We start from the raw sequence: 13,794 nt of genomic DNA on the forward strand, positions 1-13,794 counted from the left end.
CGACACTTGTTTGTTACGTCTGGTTACATTAACTTAGGGGCGTGACCGGACAAACCGTTGATCGTTCCGACCCTGTTCCCGCCACCCGCTCGCGCCGATTGTGGCGACCCGCGGTTCGGGCCTTGCTGGACGCCGCGCTACCGCTGATCGACAAGCGAATGGCGGAATCGGTACGCCCGTTCGATCGGCCCGACATGATGCGTCCGCACCTGGCTTCGCGGAAGTTCGCGTGGACGCACTACGGGATCTTCGTTCCCCGGCTGCCAGGGCCTCTCCGTTACCTCAACACCATGACGTTGATCGGTGCAACCGGGACGGTGGTGTTCGACAACGACTATCTCGCTGCACCAGACGCGCGAAACACCGCAACCGTGCTGAGTTCCACCGCAGCGCCGGGCCATCACTTCTACCGGGCGTACGACGCTGCCGATGAGTGTGCATTCGAAGAAGATGGTTCGCGAATCGCCTTCGGTGACAACCTGATCATCGAGAACAGCTATCCGAACTTCCGTGTCACCGGGCGATACGACTCATTCGACGTCGATCTCGAGATCGTGGCAACGGACCAAGCGTCGTGGTTCGTGCGTAATCCCGTCTACGACCACGTCAGTCTGCTGGCAGAGTGCTCCGGAACAATTGCGAGTCCGGATGGACCGATGAGTATTTCGGCTCCGTGCACCGTCGAGTACGCGCGGTGCATGACACCGCAATCGTTGACTCGCCGCGCGCTTCCCGAGTCGTGGAAGCTCCCGGCCGACTTTTTCACCTACCAGATCGTTCAACTGGACGACCGGCATCAGTTGTTGCTCACCGATGTTCGAGCGTCAGGGGTTTCGGCGTGCAAGCTCGCCTACATTCGGACTGTCGACGGTAGTGCGAAGGTCTTCGACGACGTCGAGTTCGACGTGCTCGAGTACGCCGACGCATTGCACGTCGACCCACAGGGTCGCGAGATGCGTGTGCCGCGCGTACTGCGTTGGCAGGTGCGCGATTACGGTAGGACGGTCGTGGAGTTCGAGGCGGAGATCGACTCGGAGTGGCGCTACGGTCACGGCAAGGGATACGTCGGCGCGTACACCTACCGGGGAAGCTTCGACGGTGCGTCGATCAACGGTACCGGTTACATCGAATGGGTGGACTGCGAAGTGTAAGGCCCCTAGGGTGTATCGGTGCCTTTCGTAGACCCCGCCGCGCTGACGATTCGTCCGCAGAAGATCCTTGTCGCGGGGACTTCCGGTGCCGGAAAGACGACTCTCGCCGGTCGAATCGGGCGGCTTCTCGAGATCGAACACACTGAGCTGGACTCGCTGTTCCACGGGCCCGGCTGGATTCCGCTCGACAGTTTCGAAACCGAAGTACGACGCTTTTCCAGCGAGCCGGCCTGGGTGACCGAGTGGCAGTACGGTGCGGTGCGTCGACTTCTGGCCGAGCGTGCGGACCTGATGCTGTGGTTGGATCTGCCTCGGCGGACGGTGATGCGCCAGGTGATCACACGAACCGTGCGTCGGCGATTGCAGCGAGAGGTGTTGTGGAATCGCAACATGGAGCCGCCGCTGCATACCATTCTGTTCGATCCGGATCACGTGGTGCGCTGGGCCTGGCGAACCGACGGACGCAACGAGGAGCGAATGGCCACGGTTCTTGTCGATGTGCCGTCGTTGCCGATAGTTAGGCTTCGCAGTCGAGAAGAGATCGAGGCTGTGCTCGAAGTCCTCGGCCGTCTGCCCTCAGATCGTCTGAGCTAGGCGAAATCCCAAGTCGTCGATAGCAAACGTCGGGTGGCTTCGCCTCCTTACGGTAGCGCCGCAACCGCGCTCACTTTCGGCCCAACTGCCGCCGCGGAAGATCCGGTACGTGCCGTAAACCTCGGGGTCGTAGAGATCCCAGCACCATTCCCAGACATTGCCGATCATGTCGTACAGGCCCCAGTTGTTGGGTGTCTTGGTTCCGACGGGATGCGCTCTACCCTCTGAATTGTCGCTGTACCAGGCAATCTCGTCGATCTCGCCGTAGCGGTAGCCGGAGGTGCCGGCCTTGCATGCGTACTGCCACTCGGCCTCGGTGGCGAGCCGGTAGCCAGTTGCGCCCCGGTCCCACTGCGGAGAATCGGTGTCGACGTCTCGATATGCGGGTGTCAGACCGTCCGCGGCCGAAAGTGTGTTGCAGGTTGCGATGGCGTCCTTCCATGAAAGGTCGACCGCTGGTTTGCTCGAATCGTCCGACGAATCTCCGTGAAGCAGCGCCCTGGTGGTGAGATGGCTTGCGAGGCGGAAGGATTCGACTTTCGAGGTCCACGAAGTACCTTTGCGGTCGTCCCGAAGGTGCACCTCGCCGGCAGGGATCTCGATCATCAACTCCGCTGCTCCGGTCATTCGTTCATCATCGCAGAGGTTGTCGCTCACCCGGGGAGACGCTCGAACGCTGCTTGTGGATCAAGGCCGGTGCGCATGCGCCATGCGGTCAGCGCAAGCCCGAGGCAGACCACCTGTGCCGGATCGTCGAGGGAAACACCCATCAGCTTCTCGATACGCGTGAGCCGTGCATAAAGCGACTGACGCCGAATGCCGAGGAAATCCGCGGTTCTCGCCTTGCCGCCCCGATGTGCGAGGTACGCGTCGAGCGTTCGGACGAGGTCGGCGGAATGTGCTGTGTCGTATGCGATCAGCGAACCGAGTTGCTCGGTTACGAACACGGACAGCGAAGCGGGTGTCGTTCCGGCGGCGAGCAGTCGTTGGACGCCGACGTCCCTCGCGAGGATCACTCCGGTCCGGGAGCCGAAGCGCCGCGCGATCTGGACGACTTCGCGAGCTTGCGCGACCGCAGCCCCGACGCCCGACAGATCCGCGACCGGCGTCGCCACTCCGAGCGTGCGTACCGCGGAACCGCCCGGCCCGCGGCGTAGCAGCTCGTCGGCTTCGGTGAACGCAGTCCGCACTCGAGCGGGGGATGCGGACGCCCACCCATGCGCGAGCACGATGACGTGATTGGCCGCAGTCCCGACGACACAGGAGCCGAGCACGGCCCGCACGGCGTCGCGTACTTGGTCAGCGAGCTCTCGAACCGGGGTTTGCCGATCGATGTCGACAGCGGCGACGAGGACGTGGTGCCCCTCCGACAACGGCGTCCACCCGGCCGCTGTCAGTCGCTCGGACAAGTCGCCGTGCGATGTGAGCACACCGCCCACCACGTCGGTGATCACCGATTGGGCGAGTGACTGTCTTGGGCCGAGATCGCCGTGACGGCCGAGTTCCAGAGCTACCGCGACGGCGGCGCAGTTTGCGACGGCGGTTCGGCGTGTGGTTGCCGGCCCGCACAGGACAAGTCGACCGAGTGAGTTCGTCGGGCCGCGTACGTCGTGGATAGTGCGTTCGGTCTCGGATCGCTCTGCGCCGGTTGTGCTGCGCTCGACGGTTCTGCCATCCGCGTCGAGCAGATCGACGCCGCACCCCGCGAGTCGTGACACCTTGTCGAGCAGCGCAGTCATGCCCTGGCCTGCAACCACGAGACTCAGAAGTTCCTGCCAGACAGGCTCGCCCGCTTGCGCCGAACCGAGAGTGCGGCGGAGCATGAGGTCGTGAAAGTCTTCGACCATCCGCTCGAAGGGCACTACTGCGTGCAGGGCCAAGAACGCGAGTCCCCGTCGGCGCGAAGCTTCGACGAGTTCGGGAGGGGCCGTGAGGAACGAGCGCCCGACTTCCATCGCGAGTGCGACGCATCCCGCGTCCGCCAATTGGTCGATGTAGGCGGTGAGCTGCTCGGGAGATCGCCTGTGCAGACCGAGGCCCGTGGTCAGAAGGACCTCACCTCCGGACAGCAGCCCACCCATTTCGTACACCTCGGACGAATGGACCCAGCGGACCACCGCGGTATCGATGTCGCCCGCGAGCACCTCGATTGCGGCGGCCTTGAACGAGGGCATCGCAAGAACTTGTCGCAGAGTCGGGAGCATTTCTATATCGTCCGCCGAGGGGGCACTTCGTCATAGAGCTAGTTCTGCCGAACTGACAGGTTGTCCCTTGTCGGGCTGTTACCACCGTGGTCGGATTGTGACACGAGCCACAATCGACGATTTTGGTCAGACTCCAGGAGCGCACATGAATCATCCGGCACACACCGATGAGTATTTTCTCGGACTTGCGATCGAACAGGCGAAGATCGGTTGGGAGGAGGGCGGCGTGCCGATCGGCGCGGCGCTGATTCACGGGGGCGAGGTTCTCGCAGTCGGACGTAACCGTCGGGTCCAGATGAACAGCGCCATCCGTCATGGAGAGACCGACTGCATCGAGCGCGCCGGACGACTGCCGGCCTCGGTGTATCGCGAGTGTGTCCTCTACACGACTTTGTCGCCGTGCTTCATGTGCGCCGGAACGGCGCGCCTGTACGAGATCCCTCGAATCGTGGTCGGCGAAAATCGTTCCTTCGAGGCATCGGAGGAATGGTTGCGCAGCAGCGGAATTCAGGTCGACGTCGTCGACGACGCGGAGTGTGTGGCACTGATGGACCGCATGCTGGCCGAGCGCCCGAGCCTGTGGCTCGAAGACATCGGCGAAGTTGTATGAGCAGCGCCGTCGAACCTGCCACGGTCGCAGGCGATTCGGAGAGCGCAGGCCACCCGATCGATCCAGACTATCCCGTCACTCCGGTTCCGCTTCATGCACGTAAGCCGTTCTTCTCGCTCGCGGTGGTGTTGCTGGGGTTCACCATCTTCACACCGACGATGTTGGCCGGAGCAGCGCTCGGTACCGCGTTCTCGTTCTGGAAACTGATGGTGGTGATCGCCGCCGGATCCGCCATCTTGGGGGTCTACGTCGCCATGATGGGGTTCGTCGGAGCCCGAACCGGGCTGACAACAGTTGTGATGGCGCGCTACAGTTTCGGCACTCGCGGGTCCAAGCTCGCTTCGATCCTGCTGGGCGGTACCCAGATCGGCTGGTACGGAGTCATCATCGGCACGATCGGCGATCTCACCGCGCAGGCATTGGGCTGGGATTCCTATCTCGCGCGGGCGTCGGTGATGATCGCGGCGAGCATCTTGATGTGCATCACCGCCTGCTACGGCTACCGCGGAATGTATTGGGTCTCGCTCGTCTCGACGCCCTTGATCCTGGCGTTGGCCTGCTGGGTCGTATTCCGGTCCCTCGAGGAAGTCGGTGGGTTCTCCGGCCTGGTCTCGGTTCAACCGCAGACGACCATGACGATCGCGCTCGCAATCACCACTGTGGTCGGCACGTTTGTATCGGCGGGAACGCAAGCGCCCAACTGGACCAGGTTTGCCCGTTCCGGATCACAAGCGGTGTGGGCCTGCGTTATCGGGTTCCTCCTCGGAAACGGATTGATGATCCTGTTCGGTGCCATCGGAGCTATCACGTTCCACGAAGGTGACTTCGTGCTGATTCTCTACAACCTCGGGCTTGTCGGCTGGGGCCTGGTCTTGCTGTTCGGGAACCTCTGGAAGAGCAACGCCGACACCGCATACGCCTTCGGGGTGGCCGGCGCCGAATTGTTCAGAAAGCCCCGCAAGACCCCGTTCGTCATCGGTGGGTGTGTGATCGGCACGGCGCTCGCTCTGACCGGTGTGCACAACCATCTTGTCGACTATCTGAGCCTGCTCGGAACGTTCATCCCGCCATTGGGCGGCGTGATCATCGCTGACTTCCTGTGCCGGTGGCGGCGAGGCATTCCCGAGGGATACACCCCGCAGCCGGTCCACTGGCGAAACCTGGCCGTCTATGCCGTCGCAGCGTTCCTCGCTTGGCTTTCCGGTGAGTTCGAGGTGGGAATCCCACCGCTGATCGGAATCGTGGTAGCCATTGCTCTGACGATGTTCCTGCACAAGGCGTTTGGCAACAGATCGGCAGATCGGGAGGTCTCGACCTCCACCGTCTGAATCATGCTTCAGGCACCAGCGAGCCCCCGGCGGTATCGACCGCGCCGGGGGCTCGCGTAATTGATGGAAAGGGTAGACGATTCCGTCTCAACCGTCAGCGCAGAACAGGCAGGTAAGGTGCCTCGATTCCCTGCTCTTCGAACGCAGTCAGCGCCGAGCGTGCAAATGCGCGCTGGACTGCCCATTGGCGCCCAGGCTTGACCTGCGCCGTCACTCGAATGGTAATTGCCTCGGCAGTAACCGAATTGACTCCCAGCATCTCCGGCTTGTCGATCATGTCTGCCCTGATCGGTTCGGACTCTGCCGCCTCGAGGACAGCTCGCGTCGCCACCTCACACGCTTTGTGCACGTTCGCATTGTGGGCGATCGGGAGATCGAGAACTGCAGTGGCGTAACCCTGACTCATGTTGCCCACTCGCAGGATTTCGCCGTTGCGGCAATACCACAAGGTGCCGTTGACATCTCGAATCGTGGTGACGCGCAGGCCCACTGTTTCGACGGTGCCGACCGCGTCGCCGAGATCGACGACGTCGCCGACACCGTACTGATCCTCGAGCAACATGAAGATGCCGGAGAGGAAGTCACGCACCAGGTTTTGTGCACCGAAACCGATGGCAAGGCCGATGACTCCGGCGGATGCGATGAACGGCGCGACGTTGATCCCGAGGATGCCGAGAATCTGCAGCACACACCAGACCAGGATGACGATGGACACCGTCGATTTGAGTACCGAACCGATGGTCCGGGCTCGCTGCGATCTGCGCTCGTTCACCTTGGCGTTCGGAGACTTGCGAGGCTTCGACATTCGATCGATCCCGCGGTGCAGTGCGAAGCGCAGAACGACTGCGAGTGCCACGTAGATCGCGATCTCGACGGGTCGGTGAATCAACCAGTCTCGGTTGGTATCGGTCAGTTCCCATGCTTGTATTTCGGAAATCATCTCCATGCAGTCTACGGATTCGGGCCGATCCGGGCATCGGTGCAGGGCAGACGGTCCAAAGCCGAACAGGCAGCTAGGCTTACGCCATGGCTGCGTTCACTGGCATACCCGTTGCTGCACTCGACTTCTACGAAGACCTGGAAGCCGACAACAGCAAGACCTGGTGGGCAGCGCACAAGGAGACGTACGACGAAGTGGTTCGTCGTCCGATGGCGTCGTTGACCGCGGCGTTGGAGGACGAATTCGGCACGGCCAAGCTCTTTCGGCCGTATCGTGACGTTCGATTCTCGAAGGACAAGATCCCGTACAAGACGCACCAGGGAGCGTTCGTCGGTCTCGCCGAGAGCTGTGGCTACTACGTGCAGATCGACGCGGCAGGGTTGATGGTGGCCGGTGGTTTCTACGCCAGCAGTTCGGAGACCATCGCGCGTTATCGTGCGGCTGTCGACGACGACGTTCGAGGCCCGGAGCTCGAGAAGATCCTGGCCTCCGTCGAGAAGGCCGGATTCACGATCGGCGGCGACAAGCTCAAGACGGCGCCTCGCGGATACACGGTCGATCACCCGCGGATCGAATTGCTGCGTCACAAGTCGCTGACTGCTGGTCGTAGTTACCCAAGCCCGTCGTGGCTGGACAGCGCCAGGACATTGAAGGAAGTTCGCACTGCGTGGCGCGCACTGACGCCTTTGGTCGAATGGTCCGGACAGGTGCTCGGACCGAACTGACCGTCCGACAGAAAAGTGTGACGTAGCCGTAGGAGAGTTCACCTCGAGTTCATCAAAACTCGAGACGCCTGGGGCTAGCGTGGTGTGTGTAACTGAAAGTTTCGGCCCCGCTTCGAGTCGCAGCGCCGCAGTTCGAAGCCATTTTCTCTCGATCGACATCGTGAACAACCCGTGTCAGTGGAGACCATCATGGCTATGTTTCTCGCTCTCGTCCTGATCATCTCGGTCCTCGGAATCGTCGGCACCTACCTCGCGTTCAGTGCGGTCTACTTCGTCGAGATGCGCAAACTCGACAAGTAAGGGGTGCGAATTGGCCTGATTCGACTATTTCTGGGCCGATCGCGACGACCCTCCCTGCGTACGCTGTTAGGGCATCCTTATCCGCTCGCAACAGTGGATGAATCATTTCTTTTGGAGGTTCGACACGCATGCCCGCTCAATCCACGCTCTTGCTTCCCGAGGGCTACTCCGACAACCGCCTCGTTTCGGACCTCACACGTCGGCAGTTCGGCTTCGGTGCCGGAATCGCCGGACTGGGCGCGTTCCTGGCGGCCTGCGGTGACAGCGGGAGCAGTTCGGGTGAAACCGAAATGCGTTCTGTGACGACACCTCTCGGAACGTACGACATTCCTGTCAATCCGAAGCGGGTTGTCGCGATCGACTCACGGCTCGACCTGGAACCTGCTGTAGCGCTGGAACTTCCGCTCGTCGGTTACACGTACGCCCAGGCGACACCGTGGGTGCCTATCGATTCGTCGGTACCGTTCCTGTCGGAGATCCCCAACCGCGAGCAGATCTTGGCGCTCGAGCCCGACCTGATCGTGTGCCTGAACTACGAGAGCGAGTGGTGGCCGGTGGCCGAGATGTCCACCATCGCACCGGTTCTGACGACAGAGTTCACCGACGACTGGCGCACAAACCTCTCGCGGTTGTCGGGCTGGCTCGGTCGAACGGCCACACTCGATCGATTGACGCTCGACTACGACAATCTGATTTCCGACATCCGCAGTCGTCATGCCGAGAAGATTGCGTCCAAGACCGTCGCCAGTGTCTCGTTCATGCCGGACACGAACACGCTGTACGTCACGAGCATCCGTACCTCCGAGAAGGGCGACAAGCCCAGCGACATGACGCTCGGCGACATCGGTGGCAAAACCGCCACCTCGGAGGGGCTCGATCCCGAGGGCGGCGTCAGCCTCGAAGGCCTCGACGTGCTGGCCGGCGTCGACGGCTTCATGATCACCGAGAACGAGGACAGTGCCGCGTACCAGGCATTGGTGGCGAGCAAGCTGTGGCAGCGACTCCCGGCAGTGCAGGCGGGCAACGTCACCAGTCTGGGTGGCTCCACGTTCTACGGTTCGATCTACACGATTTCGTACGTGGCACAGGGTTGGGATGCCCTGTACAGCAAGATCAGCTGAAGCCCCTGCCGACCGGACCGATGAGTTTCGGTAGCGCGGGCGGTCTAATCAGGTAGGCATTGACCAGACCTGAGGAGATCGACGTGCAAACAGAGCAATCCCCAGCGGTAGTGCAATCCCGCGACGGTACGACCATCGCATACGAACGCTCCGGTGCCGGACCAGCAGTGGTCCTGGTCGCCGGAGCGTTCTGCGACCGCGGATGGTTCGAATCCCTGGCTGCAGAGTTGGCGGCGGACTTCACGGTGTATTCGTACGACAGGCGCGGACGCGGGGACAGCGGTGACAGTCGCGCGTTCTCGATCGACGCCGAGGTGGAGGACTTGCGTGCGGTCGTCGGTGCCACCGGTGAAACACCGCTCGTTTACGGATTGTCGTCGGGTGCCGCGCTGGCTTTGGAAGCCGCTGCGCAGGCCGTTCCGATGCGTAAGCTCGCCGTCTACGAGGCGCCGTACATGGACGACGACCAGCGTGACGAGACTGCCCAAAGTGACCTGGAGCGATTGATTGCGGGCGGCGACAGGGAAGGTGCTGTGACGCGTTTTCTGGATCTGACCGGTGCATCCGCGGAGATGGTCGACGAGATCAAGCGGAGTGCCGATTGGCCCGACATGTGCGCCATCGCGCACACCTTGCCTTACGACGTCGCCGTGTGTGATCACGGCTGTCAGTCGCTCGACTGGCTTGCCTCCATTACCGTCCCCACGTTGGTCATGTACGGCGGTGACAGTGGTCAATGGGCACCTGCCTCGGCGACGAGAATCGCTGCAAAAGTCTCGGGGACAAAGACTTTGGAGATCCCCGGTCAGGGCCACGGCGTCGCCGACGACGCTATTGTCCCGGCTCTGCGTGAATTCTTTTCCGGCTGAGCACTGGGCGGCGAAGACGATCGTCAACCTAGGGTTGACGCTTTCGATTGCGTCAACCTATGGTTGACGCATGAGCAAACCAGTGGAAATGACCAACAAGGTTCGACTCGACGACCTCATCGACGCGATCAAGAGGGTGCACACCGATGCTCTCGACCAACTCTCCGACGCCGTGATTGCCGCTGATCATCTCGGTGAAGTTGCAGATCACCTGATCGGTCACTTCGTCGACCAGGCGCGCAGGTCGGGAGCGTCGTGGACGGAGATCGGCGCGAGCATGGGTGTCTCGAAGCAAGCTGCGCAGAAGCGTTTTGTTCCCAAGGCGCCGAGTGATCAGAAGCCGATGGATCCGAACGAAGGGTTCAACAGGTTCACTCCCCGGGCGAAGAACGTCGTCATGGCCTCGCAGAACGAAGCCCGCGCTGCCGGCAACGCAGAGATCCAGCCTGAGCACCTGCTCCTGGGGCTTGTCGAGGAGCCTGCCGGGTTGGCTGCGAAGGCGATAGTCGCGCAGGGGGTGGAGCTTGGCTCCGTTCGGGACGCGGTGGCCGGTGTACTACCGGCTCCGACTTCCGAACTACCAGAACTTATTCCGTACGACGCTCGTGCGCGCAAGGTTTTGGAACTGACGTTCCGTGAGGCTCTTCGCCTGGGCCACAACTACATCGGCACCGAGCACATCCTGCTGGCACTGCTCGAACTCGAAGACGGATCAGGGGTTCTGGCTGACCTCGGAATCTCGAAATCGGTTGCGGAGTCCAACATCGTGGGAGCGCTGGCCGCCATTCAGGGTCAGTGATTCAGGGGTGAATCTGATGCAGAAGAGGGCCGCACCCTTGCGGGTGCGGCCCTCTTCTTGTGTCACTGATTAGACAGCGCGCACATTGGTGGCCTGAGGACCCTTCTGGCCCTGGCCAACCTCGAACTCCACACGCTGGTTCTCGTCGAGCGACTTGTAGCCGTTGCCCGAGATTTCAGAGTAATGAACGAACACGTCCGGTGTTCCGTCGTCGGGAGCGATGAAACCAAAGCCCTTTTCGCCGTTGAACCACTTCACGATGCCCTGTGCCATACCGATACTCCCTACAAACTCGATCCGGGCCCTCACATCGAAGTCCCGATCTCGATGTGTCTATCCTCCCATGCCGCGCAAGTCGAACGGTGGGCGACGTGCAGAAGCGAGTTTGTCAGGGGCCGACAAGGAGGAGGGATACCGATCTTCAGCACTTGTCTGATCAATCCGTCGACGGCGTGGACTCGTGGCTCGCATGCCAGCCTGCGGGGCTAGACCAGCGAGAAGCTGCCCAGCTGTGTTCTCGCGCTCGGATCGCTCGAAGTCGACAACGTAGGGCCCCACGGGAGCTGAGGGTGGGCTAACCTCTCATTCGCTGTGCCCTCGGCGCGCGCAGCAGACGCCGAGAAGGAGAGTGCACACGTGTACGGAACGATTCGCGAATCACCGACTACCGCTGAACTTGTGGACCAGCTCAGTCGCCGTGGGTTCTTCGGGGTCGGCGCAGTGGCAGCGGCCGCCATCCTTGCGGGTTGTTCGACGGCGTCAGATGCCGCAGACGCCGGTGAGCAACGCCAAGTCGTCAATGCGCTCGGCACCACCACGATCTCGGGGAAGCCGGAAAGGATCGTTGTTGCCAGCGACTTCACGGATCTGGAATTCCTGCTCTCGCTCGGCGTTCACCCAGTCGCCTACGGCAACACAGGATCGTGGGACCGCGGTTCACTGCCTTGGCAGAGCACCGCGGGAATAGCCGACCTCGAAAGCTTCGGCACCACAGGCGAAATCAACCCGGAAATCATCGCGCGCTACTCGCCGGACCTCATCATCGGAATGAAGACTTATCTCGAACCGGCAGCCGAGAGGCTCAGTCAGATCGCGCCGGTTATCGCGCTGGACTGGACCACCTCGTGGCGTGACGGCGTCGCCACGGTCGGGCAGGCCGCTTTTGTCGACGAGGCTGCTGCTGCAGCGATCGCCCGGACCGACGCTCTGATCTCCGACACCGCAGCTTCCCTGAACGGCTTGGGTGGCAAGACGATCATGATCGGCTCGATGTACGGCGATCAGTTGTATGTGCAGGGGGATGCCAGTGCGCCCGGGGTTCTGCTGCGCGAACTCGGACTCGACTATCGCGGATACAACGCCGAGCAGATGACTGCGCTGTCGATGGAGCAGGCGGAGGTACTCGCACCCGCAGACATTTTGCTCAGCCTCGCTTCTGATCAGGAAGCGACGACGAGGTTGGAGAACTTCGCAGTTTTCCAGAACCTCCCCGCGGTGAAGGCGCGAGCCTATGCGCCGGTCGAACTTCTGCTCTCGAATGCCTTTGTCGACAATTTCGGTCCACTGAGCGCACCGTACGCCTTGCCGCAGCTCGCCGAGGTCTTGACCGGGCTTGCGGCGGGCCAGGGAAAACAACTCCCCTGACCTCGCTTCCGAGCGTACGGACCCTGCGTCGGCCTAGCATCGAAACATGGTGGACATAGATCTGACGGGCCGCGCCGCAGTAGTCGGCGGATCACAACCGCTGCGAGCGATACTCGAAACCCCCACTACCCCCGGCCCGTGGCCGGGGGTAGTGATGATTCACGAGGCCTTCGGGCTCGAGGAGGTGATGCAGCGGCAAGCCAAGCGGCTGGCCGCTGCGGGGTTCTTGACGCTTGCTGTCGACCTCTACAGCGCGGGCGGGGCGAAGCGGTGCCTCGTGCCCACCATGACGTCGATGCTTCGAGGACACGGCAAGGCGTTCACCGACATCGAAGTCGCTCGCAGTTGGCTGGTGGAATCCCGGGACTGCACCGGAAAGATCGGTGTCATCGGATTCTGCATGGGCGGCGGCTTCGCGATGGTCAGCGCCGGAGATTTCGACGCTGCCTCGGTCAATTACGGTCAGCTTCCACGCAAACTCGATGAGGCCGTGGTGGATGCGTGCCCGATCGTCGGGAGTTTCGGAGGCAAGGACTTCTCGCTCCGGGGTGCTGCAGCGAAGCTGGAGACGGCGCTCAGCAATGCCGGTATCGAGAACGACGTCAAGGAGTACCCCACCGCCGGCCACGCGTTCCTCAACGACGCGGAGGCCGGACCCAAGGTGCTTCGTCCTTTGGAGCGCATTCTCGGAATCGGTCCCGATCCTGTTGCAGCGCAGGATGCCTGGAAGCGAATCGACTCGTTCTTCGAGCGCCACCTGGCGTGATCAGCGACTGGTTCTCTCGCCGCCGTTGACTGCCAATACCTGACCGGTGATCTGCCGGGCACCCGGTGAGGCCAAGAAATGGACGGCTGATGCGATGTCGTCCGGGGTTCCGGCGCGCTTGGTGCTGGTGGATTCGATCAGCATCGCGCGACGCTCGTCCGTCAGAAAGTCCCGGAAGAACTCGGTGTCGGCGATGTAACCGGGGGAGACGATGTTCGCGGTGATGCCTTCTGGGCCCAGTTCGGCGGCCAGATCGATATTCCACGTGGCAACTGCTGCTTTGGCAGCGCCGTACGCTCCAGCTCCCTTGTCTGCGGCAATCGATCCGATGGTGATGACGGCACCGCCACTGGGGATTCGATCTCGAACTGCTGCTGTGGTCAACACTGCCGAGATCAGATTGGAGTCCAGATTGGCCCGCCACCCGGCGGCCAGGGATTCCAGATCTGACGGCGCTTCGCGATCGAAGTCCGTGTTACCGCCGGCGCAGTGCACCACGACGTCGATGGTTCCCGGAAGTGAATCCTGCAGCCGCTTCAGGTCTTTCGGGTCGGAGTTGTCACACGTCAAGGCGTGAACATTATCGCCCAACTCCTCCGCGGTCTTTTCGAGTGGTTCCGTGCGTCGGCCGGTGACAAAAACGGTGTCTCCGTCCCGGGCGAACGCCGCTGCAGCTGCGCGTCCGATCCCTGTTCCGCCGCCGGTTACCAGAACTGTGCGTGTCATGCCTACCTCCGTGAGCT

General features: G+C 62.0%; 15 protein-coding genes. 10 read left to right on the forward strand and 5 right to left on the reverse strand.

The annotated features are described in order from the left end of the window. Positions 1 to 41 precede the first annotated feature (41 nt). Together ABH939_RS00325 and ABH939_RS00330 are read left to right on the forward strand one after the other, a co-directional pair. Entirely contained in the window at positions 42 to 1,151 is a 1,110-nt protein-coding gene (locus ABH939_RS00325) for a DUF6670 family protein (protein WP_404649174.1), read from the forward strand. Positions 1,152 to 1,169: 18 nt separating this feature from the next. Next, entirely contained in the window at positions 1,170 to 1,745 is a 576-nt protein-coding gene (locus ABH939_RS00330) for a hypothetical protein (protein ID WP_064073890.1), read from the forward strand. Here the strand turns inward: ABH939_RS00330 and ABH939_RS00335 are convergent. Together ABH939_RS00335 and ABH939_RS00340 are read right to left on the reverse strand one after the other, a co-directional pair. Beyond that, positions 1,728 to 2,372: an SUMF1/EgtB/PvdO family nonheme iron enzyme gene (locus ABH939_RS00335; protein ID WP_063316032.1), complete on the reverse strand. Its 645-nt coding sequence runs from the start codon at positions 2,370 to 2,372 to the stop codon at positions 1,728 to 1,730. The genes ABH939_RS00330 and ABH939_RS00335 overlap by 18 nt on opposite strands. A 26-nt stretch (positions 2,373 to 2,398) precedes the next feature. Beyond that, on the reverse strand, positions 2,399 to 3,919 hold the full coding sequence (locus ABH939_RS00340; protein WP_256082575.1) for a PucR family transcriptional regulator: 1,521 nt from the start codon (positions 3,917 to 3,919) through the stop codon (positions 2,399 to 2,401). A 175-nt stretch (positions 3,920 to 4,094) separates the two neighbouring features. Between ABH939_RS00340 and ABH939_RS00345 the strand changes: the two genes are divergently transcribed. After that, positions 4,095 to 4,559: a nucleoside deaminase gene (locus ABH939_RS00345; RefSeq protein WP_209447997.1), complete on the forward strand. Its 465-nt coding sequence runs from the start codon at positions 4,095 to 4,097 to the stop codon at positions 4,557 to 4,559. Then, the gene (codB, locus tag ABH939_RS00350; protein WP_050654568.1) at positions 4,556 to 5,887 is read left to right on the forward strand and encodes a cytosine permease; all 1,332 of its coding nucleotides are present in this window, start codon (positions 4,556 to 4,558) and stop codon (positions 5,885 to 5,887) included. Before ABH939_RS00345 ends, codB begins: the two co-directional genes overlap by 4 nt. Positions 5,888 to 5,981: 94 nt before the next feature. Here codB and ABH939_RS00355 read toward each other — a convergent pair whose 3' ends face one another. Continuing rightward, positions 5,982 to 6,827 carry a mechanosensitive ion channel family protein gene (locus tag ABH939_RS00355; RefSeq protein WP_003939801.1) on the reverse strand — a complete coding sequence of 282 codons (846 nt, stop codon included), beginning with the start codon at positions 6,825 to 6,827 and terminating at the stop codon, positions 5,982 to 5,984. An 86-nt stretch (positions 6,828 to 6,913) separates the two neighbouring features. Between ABH939_RS00355 and ABH939_RS00360 the strand changes: the two genes are divergently transcribed. The 4 genes from ABH939_RS00360 (at position 6,914) to ABH939_RS00375 (ending at position 10,641) form a co-directional block, all read left to right on the forward strand. Continuing rightward, entirely contained in the window at positions 6,914 to 7,552 is a 639-nt protein-coding gene (locus tag ABH939_RS00360) for a DUF2461 domain-containing protein (RefSeq protein ID WP_003939783.1), read from the forward strand. Positions 7,553 to 7,980: 428 nt separating this feature from the next. Continuing rightward, positions 7,981 to 8,973, forward strand: a complete 993-nt coding sequence (locus ABH939_RS00365; protein WP_099698658.1) for an ABC transporter substrate-binding protein — start codon at positions 7,981 to 7,983, stop codon at positions 8,971 to 8,973. 83 nt (positions 8,974 to 9,056) lie between these two features. Beyond that, entirely contained in the window at positions 9,057 to 9,842 is a 786-nt protein-coding gene (locus ABH939_RS00370) for an alpha/beta fold hydrolase (RefSeq protein WP_054826367.1), read from the forward strand. Positions 9,843 to 9,912: 70 nt separating this feature from the next. Further along, positions 9,913 to 10,641 (forward strand): Clp protease N-terminal domain-containing protein, encoded by a 729-nt coding sequence (locus ABH939_RS00375; protein WP_209447996.1) that lies wholly within the window; start codon positions 9,913 to 9,915, stop codon positions 10,639 to 10,641. Between the two features lie 69 nt (positions 10,642 to 10,710). On the opposite strand, the gene ABH939_RS00380 is transcribed toward ABH939_RS00375, so the two are convergent. Continuing rightward, positions 10,711 to 10,914, reverse strand: coding sequence for a cold-shock protein (locus ABH939_RS00380; protein WP_003939930.1), 204 nt, complete (start codon positions 10,912 to 10,914; stop codon positions 10,711 to 10,713). A gap of 318 nt (positions 10,915 to 11,232) precedes the next feature. Here ABH939_RS00380 and ABH939_RS00385 point away from each other — a divergent pair, with 318 nt between their 5' ends. Beyond that, positions 11,233 to 12,285: an ABC transporter substrate-binding protein gene (locus ABH939_RS00385; RefSeq protein ID WP_257232906.1), complete on the forward strand. Its 1,053-nt coding sequence runs from the start codon at positions 11,233 to 11,235 to the stop codon at positions 12,283 to 12,285. 46 nt (positions 12,286 to 12,331) lie between these two features. After that, positions 12,332 to 13,051 (forward strand): dienelactone hydrolase family protein, encoded by a 720-nt coding sequence (locus tag ABH939_RS00390; RefSeq protein ID WP_050654570.1) that lies wholly within the window; start codon positions 12,332 to 12,334, stop codon positions 13,049 to 13,051. Here ABH939_RS00390 and ABH939_RS00395 read toward each other — a convergent pair whose 3' ends face one another. Beyond that, entirely contained in the window at positions 13,052 to 13,777 is a 726-nt protein-coding gene (locus ABH939_RS00395) for an SDR family NAD(P)-dependent oxidoreductase (protein WP_209447995.1), read from the reverse strand. It lies immediately after the preceding gene. Between the last annotated feature and the right edge of the window lie 17 nt (positions 13,778 to 13,794).

The sequence above is a fragment of the Rhodococcus sp. 27YEA6 genome, from assembly GCF_044908235.1.
GTDB lineage: Bacteria > Actinomycetota > Actinomycetes > Mycobacteriales > Mycobacteriaceae > Rhodococcus_F > Rhodococcus_F qingshengii.

Coding starts and splice junctions, on each gene's coding strand:
- ABH939_RS00340 (WP_256082575.1), bottom strand. CDS start 3,919: ATGCCCTCGTTCAAGGCCGCCGCAATCGAGGTGCTCGCGGGCGACATC.
- codB (WP_050654568.1), top strand. CDS start 4,556: ATGAGCAGCGCCGTCGAACCTGCCACGGTCGCAGGCGATTCGGAGAGC.
- ABH939_RS00345 (WP_209447997.1), top strand. CDS start 4,095: ATGAATCATCCGGCACACACCGATGAGTATTTTCTCGGACTTGCGATC.
- ABH939_RS00335 (WP_063316032.1), bottom strand. CDS start 2,372: ATGACCGGAGCAGCGGAGTTGATGATCGAGATCCCTGCCGGCGAGGTG.
- ABH939_RS00355 (WP_003939801.1), bottom strand. CDS start 6,827: ATGATTTCCGAAATACAAGCATGGGAACTGACCGATACCAACCGAGAC.
- ABH939_RS00360 (WP_003939783.1), top strand. CDS start 6,914: ATGGCTGCGTTCACTGGCATACCCGTTGCTGCACTCGACTTCTACGAA.
- ABH939_RS00380 (WP_003939930.1), bottom strand. CDS start 10,914: ATGGCACAGGGCATCGTGAAGTGGTTCAACGGCGAAAAGGGCTTTGGT.
- ABH939_RS00375 (WP_209447996.1), top strand. CDS start 9,913: ATGAGCAAACCAGTGGAAATGACCAACAAGGTTCGACTCGACGACCTC.
- ABH939_RS00365 (WP_099698658.1), top strand. CDS start 7,981: ATGCCCGCTCAATCCACGCTCTTGCTTCCCGAGGGCTACTCCGACAAC.
- ABH939_RS00395 (WP_209447995.1), bottom strand. CDS start 13,777: ATGACACGCACAGTTCTGGTAACCGGCGGCGGAACAGGGATCGGACGC.
- ABH939_RS00390 (WP_050654570.1), top strand. CDS start 12,332: ATGGTGGACATAGATCTGACGGGCCGCGCCGCAGTAGTCGGCGGATCA.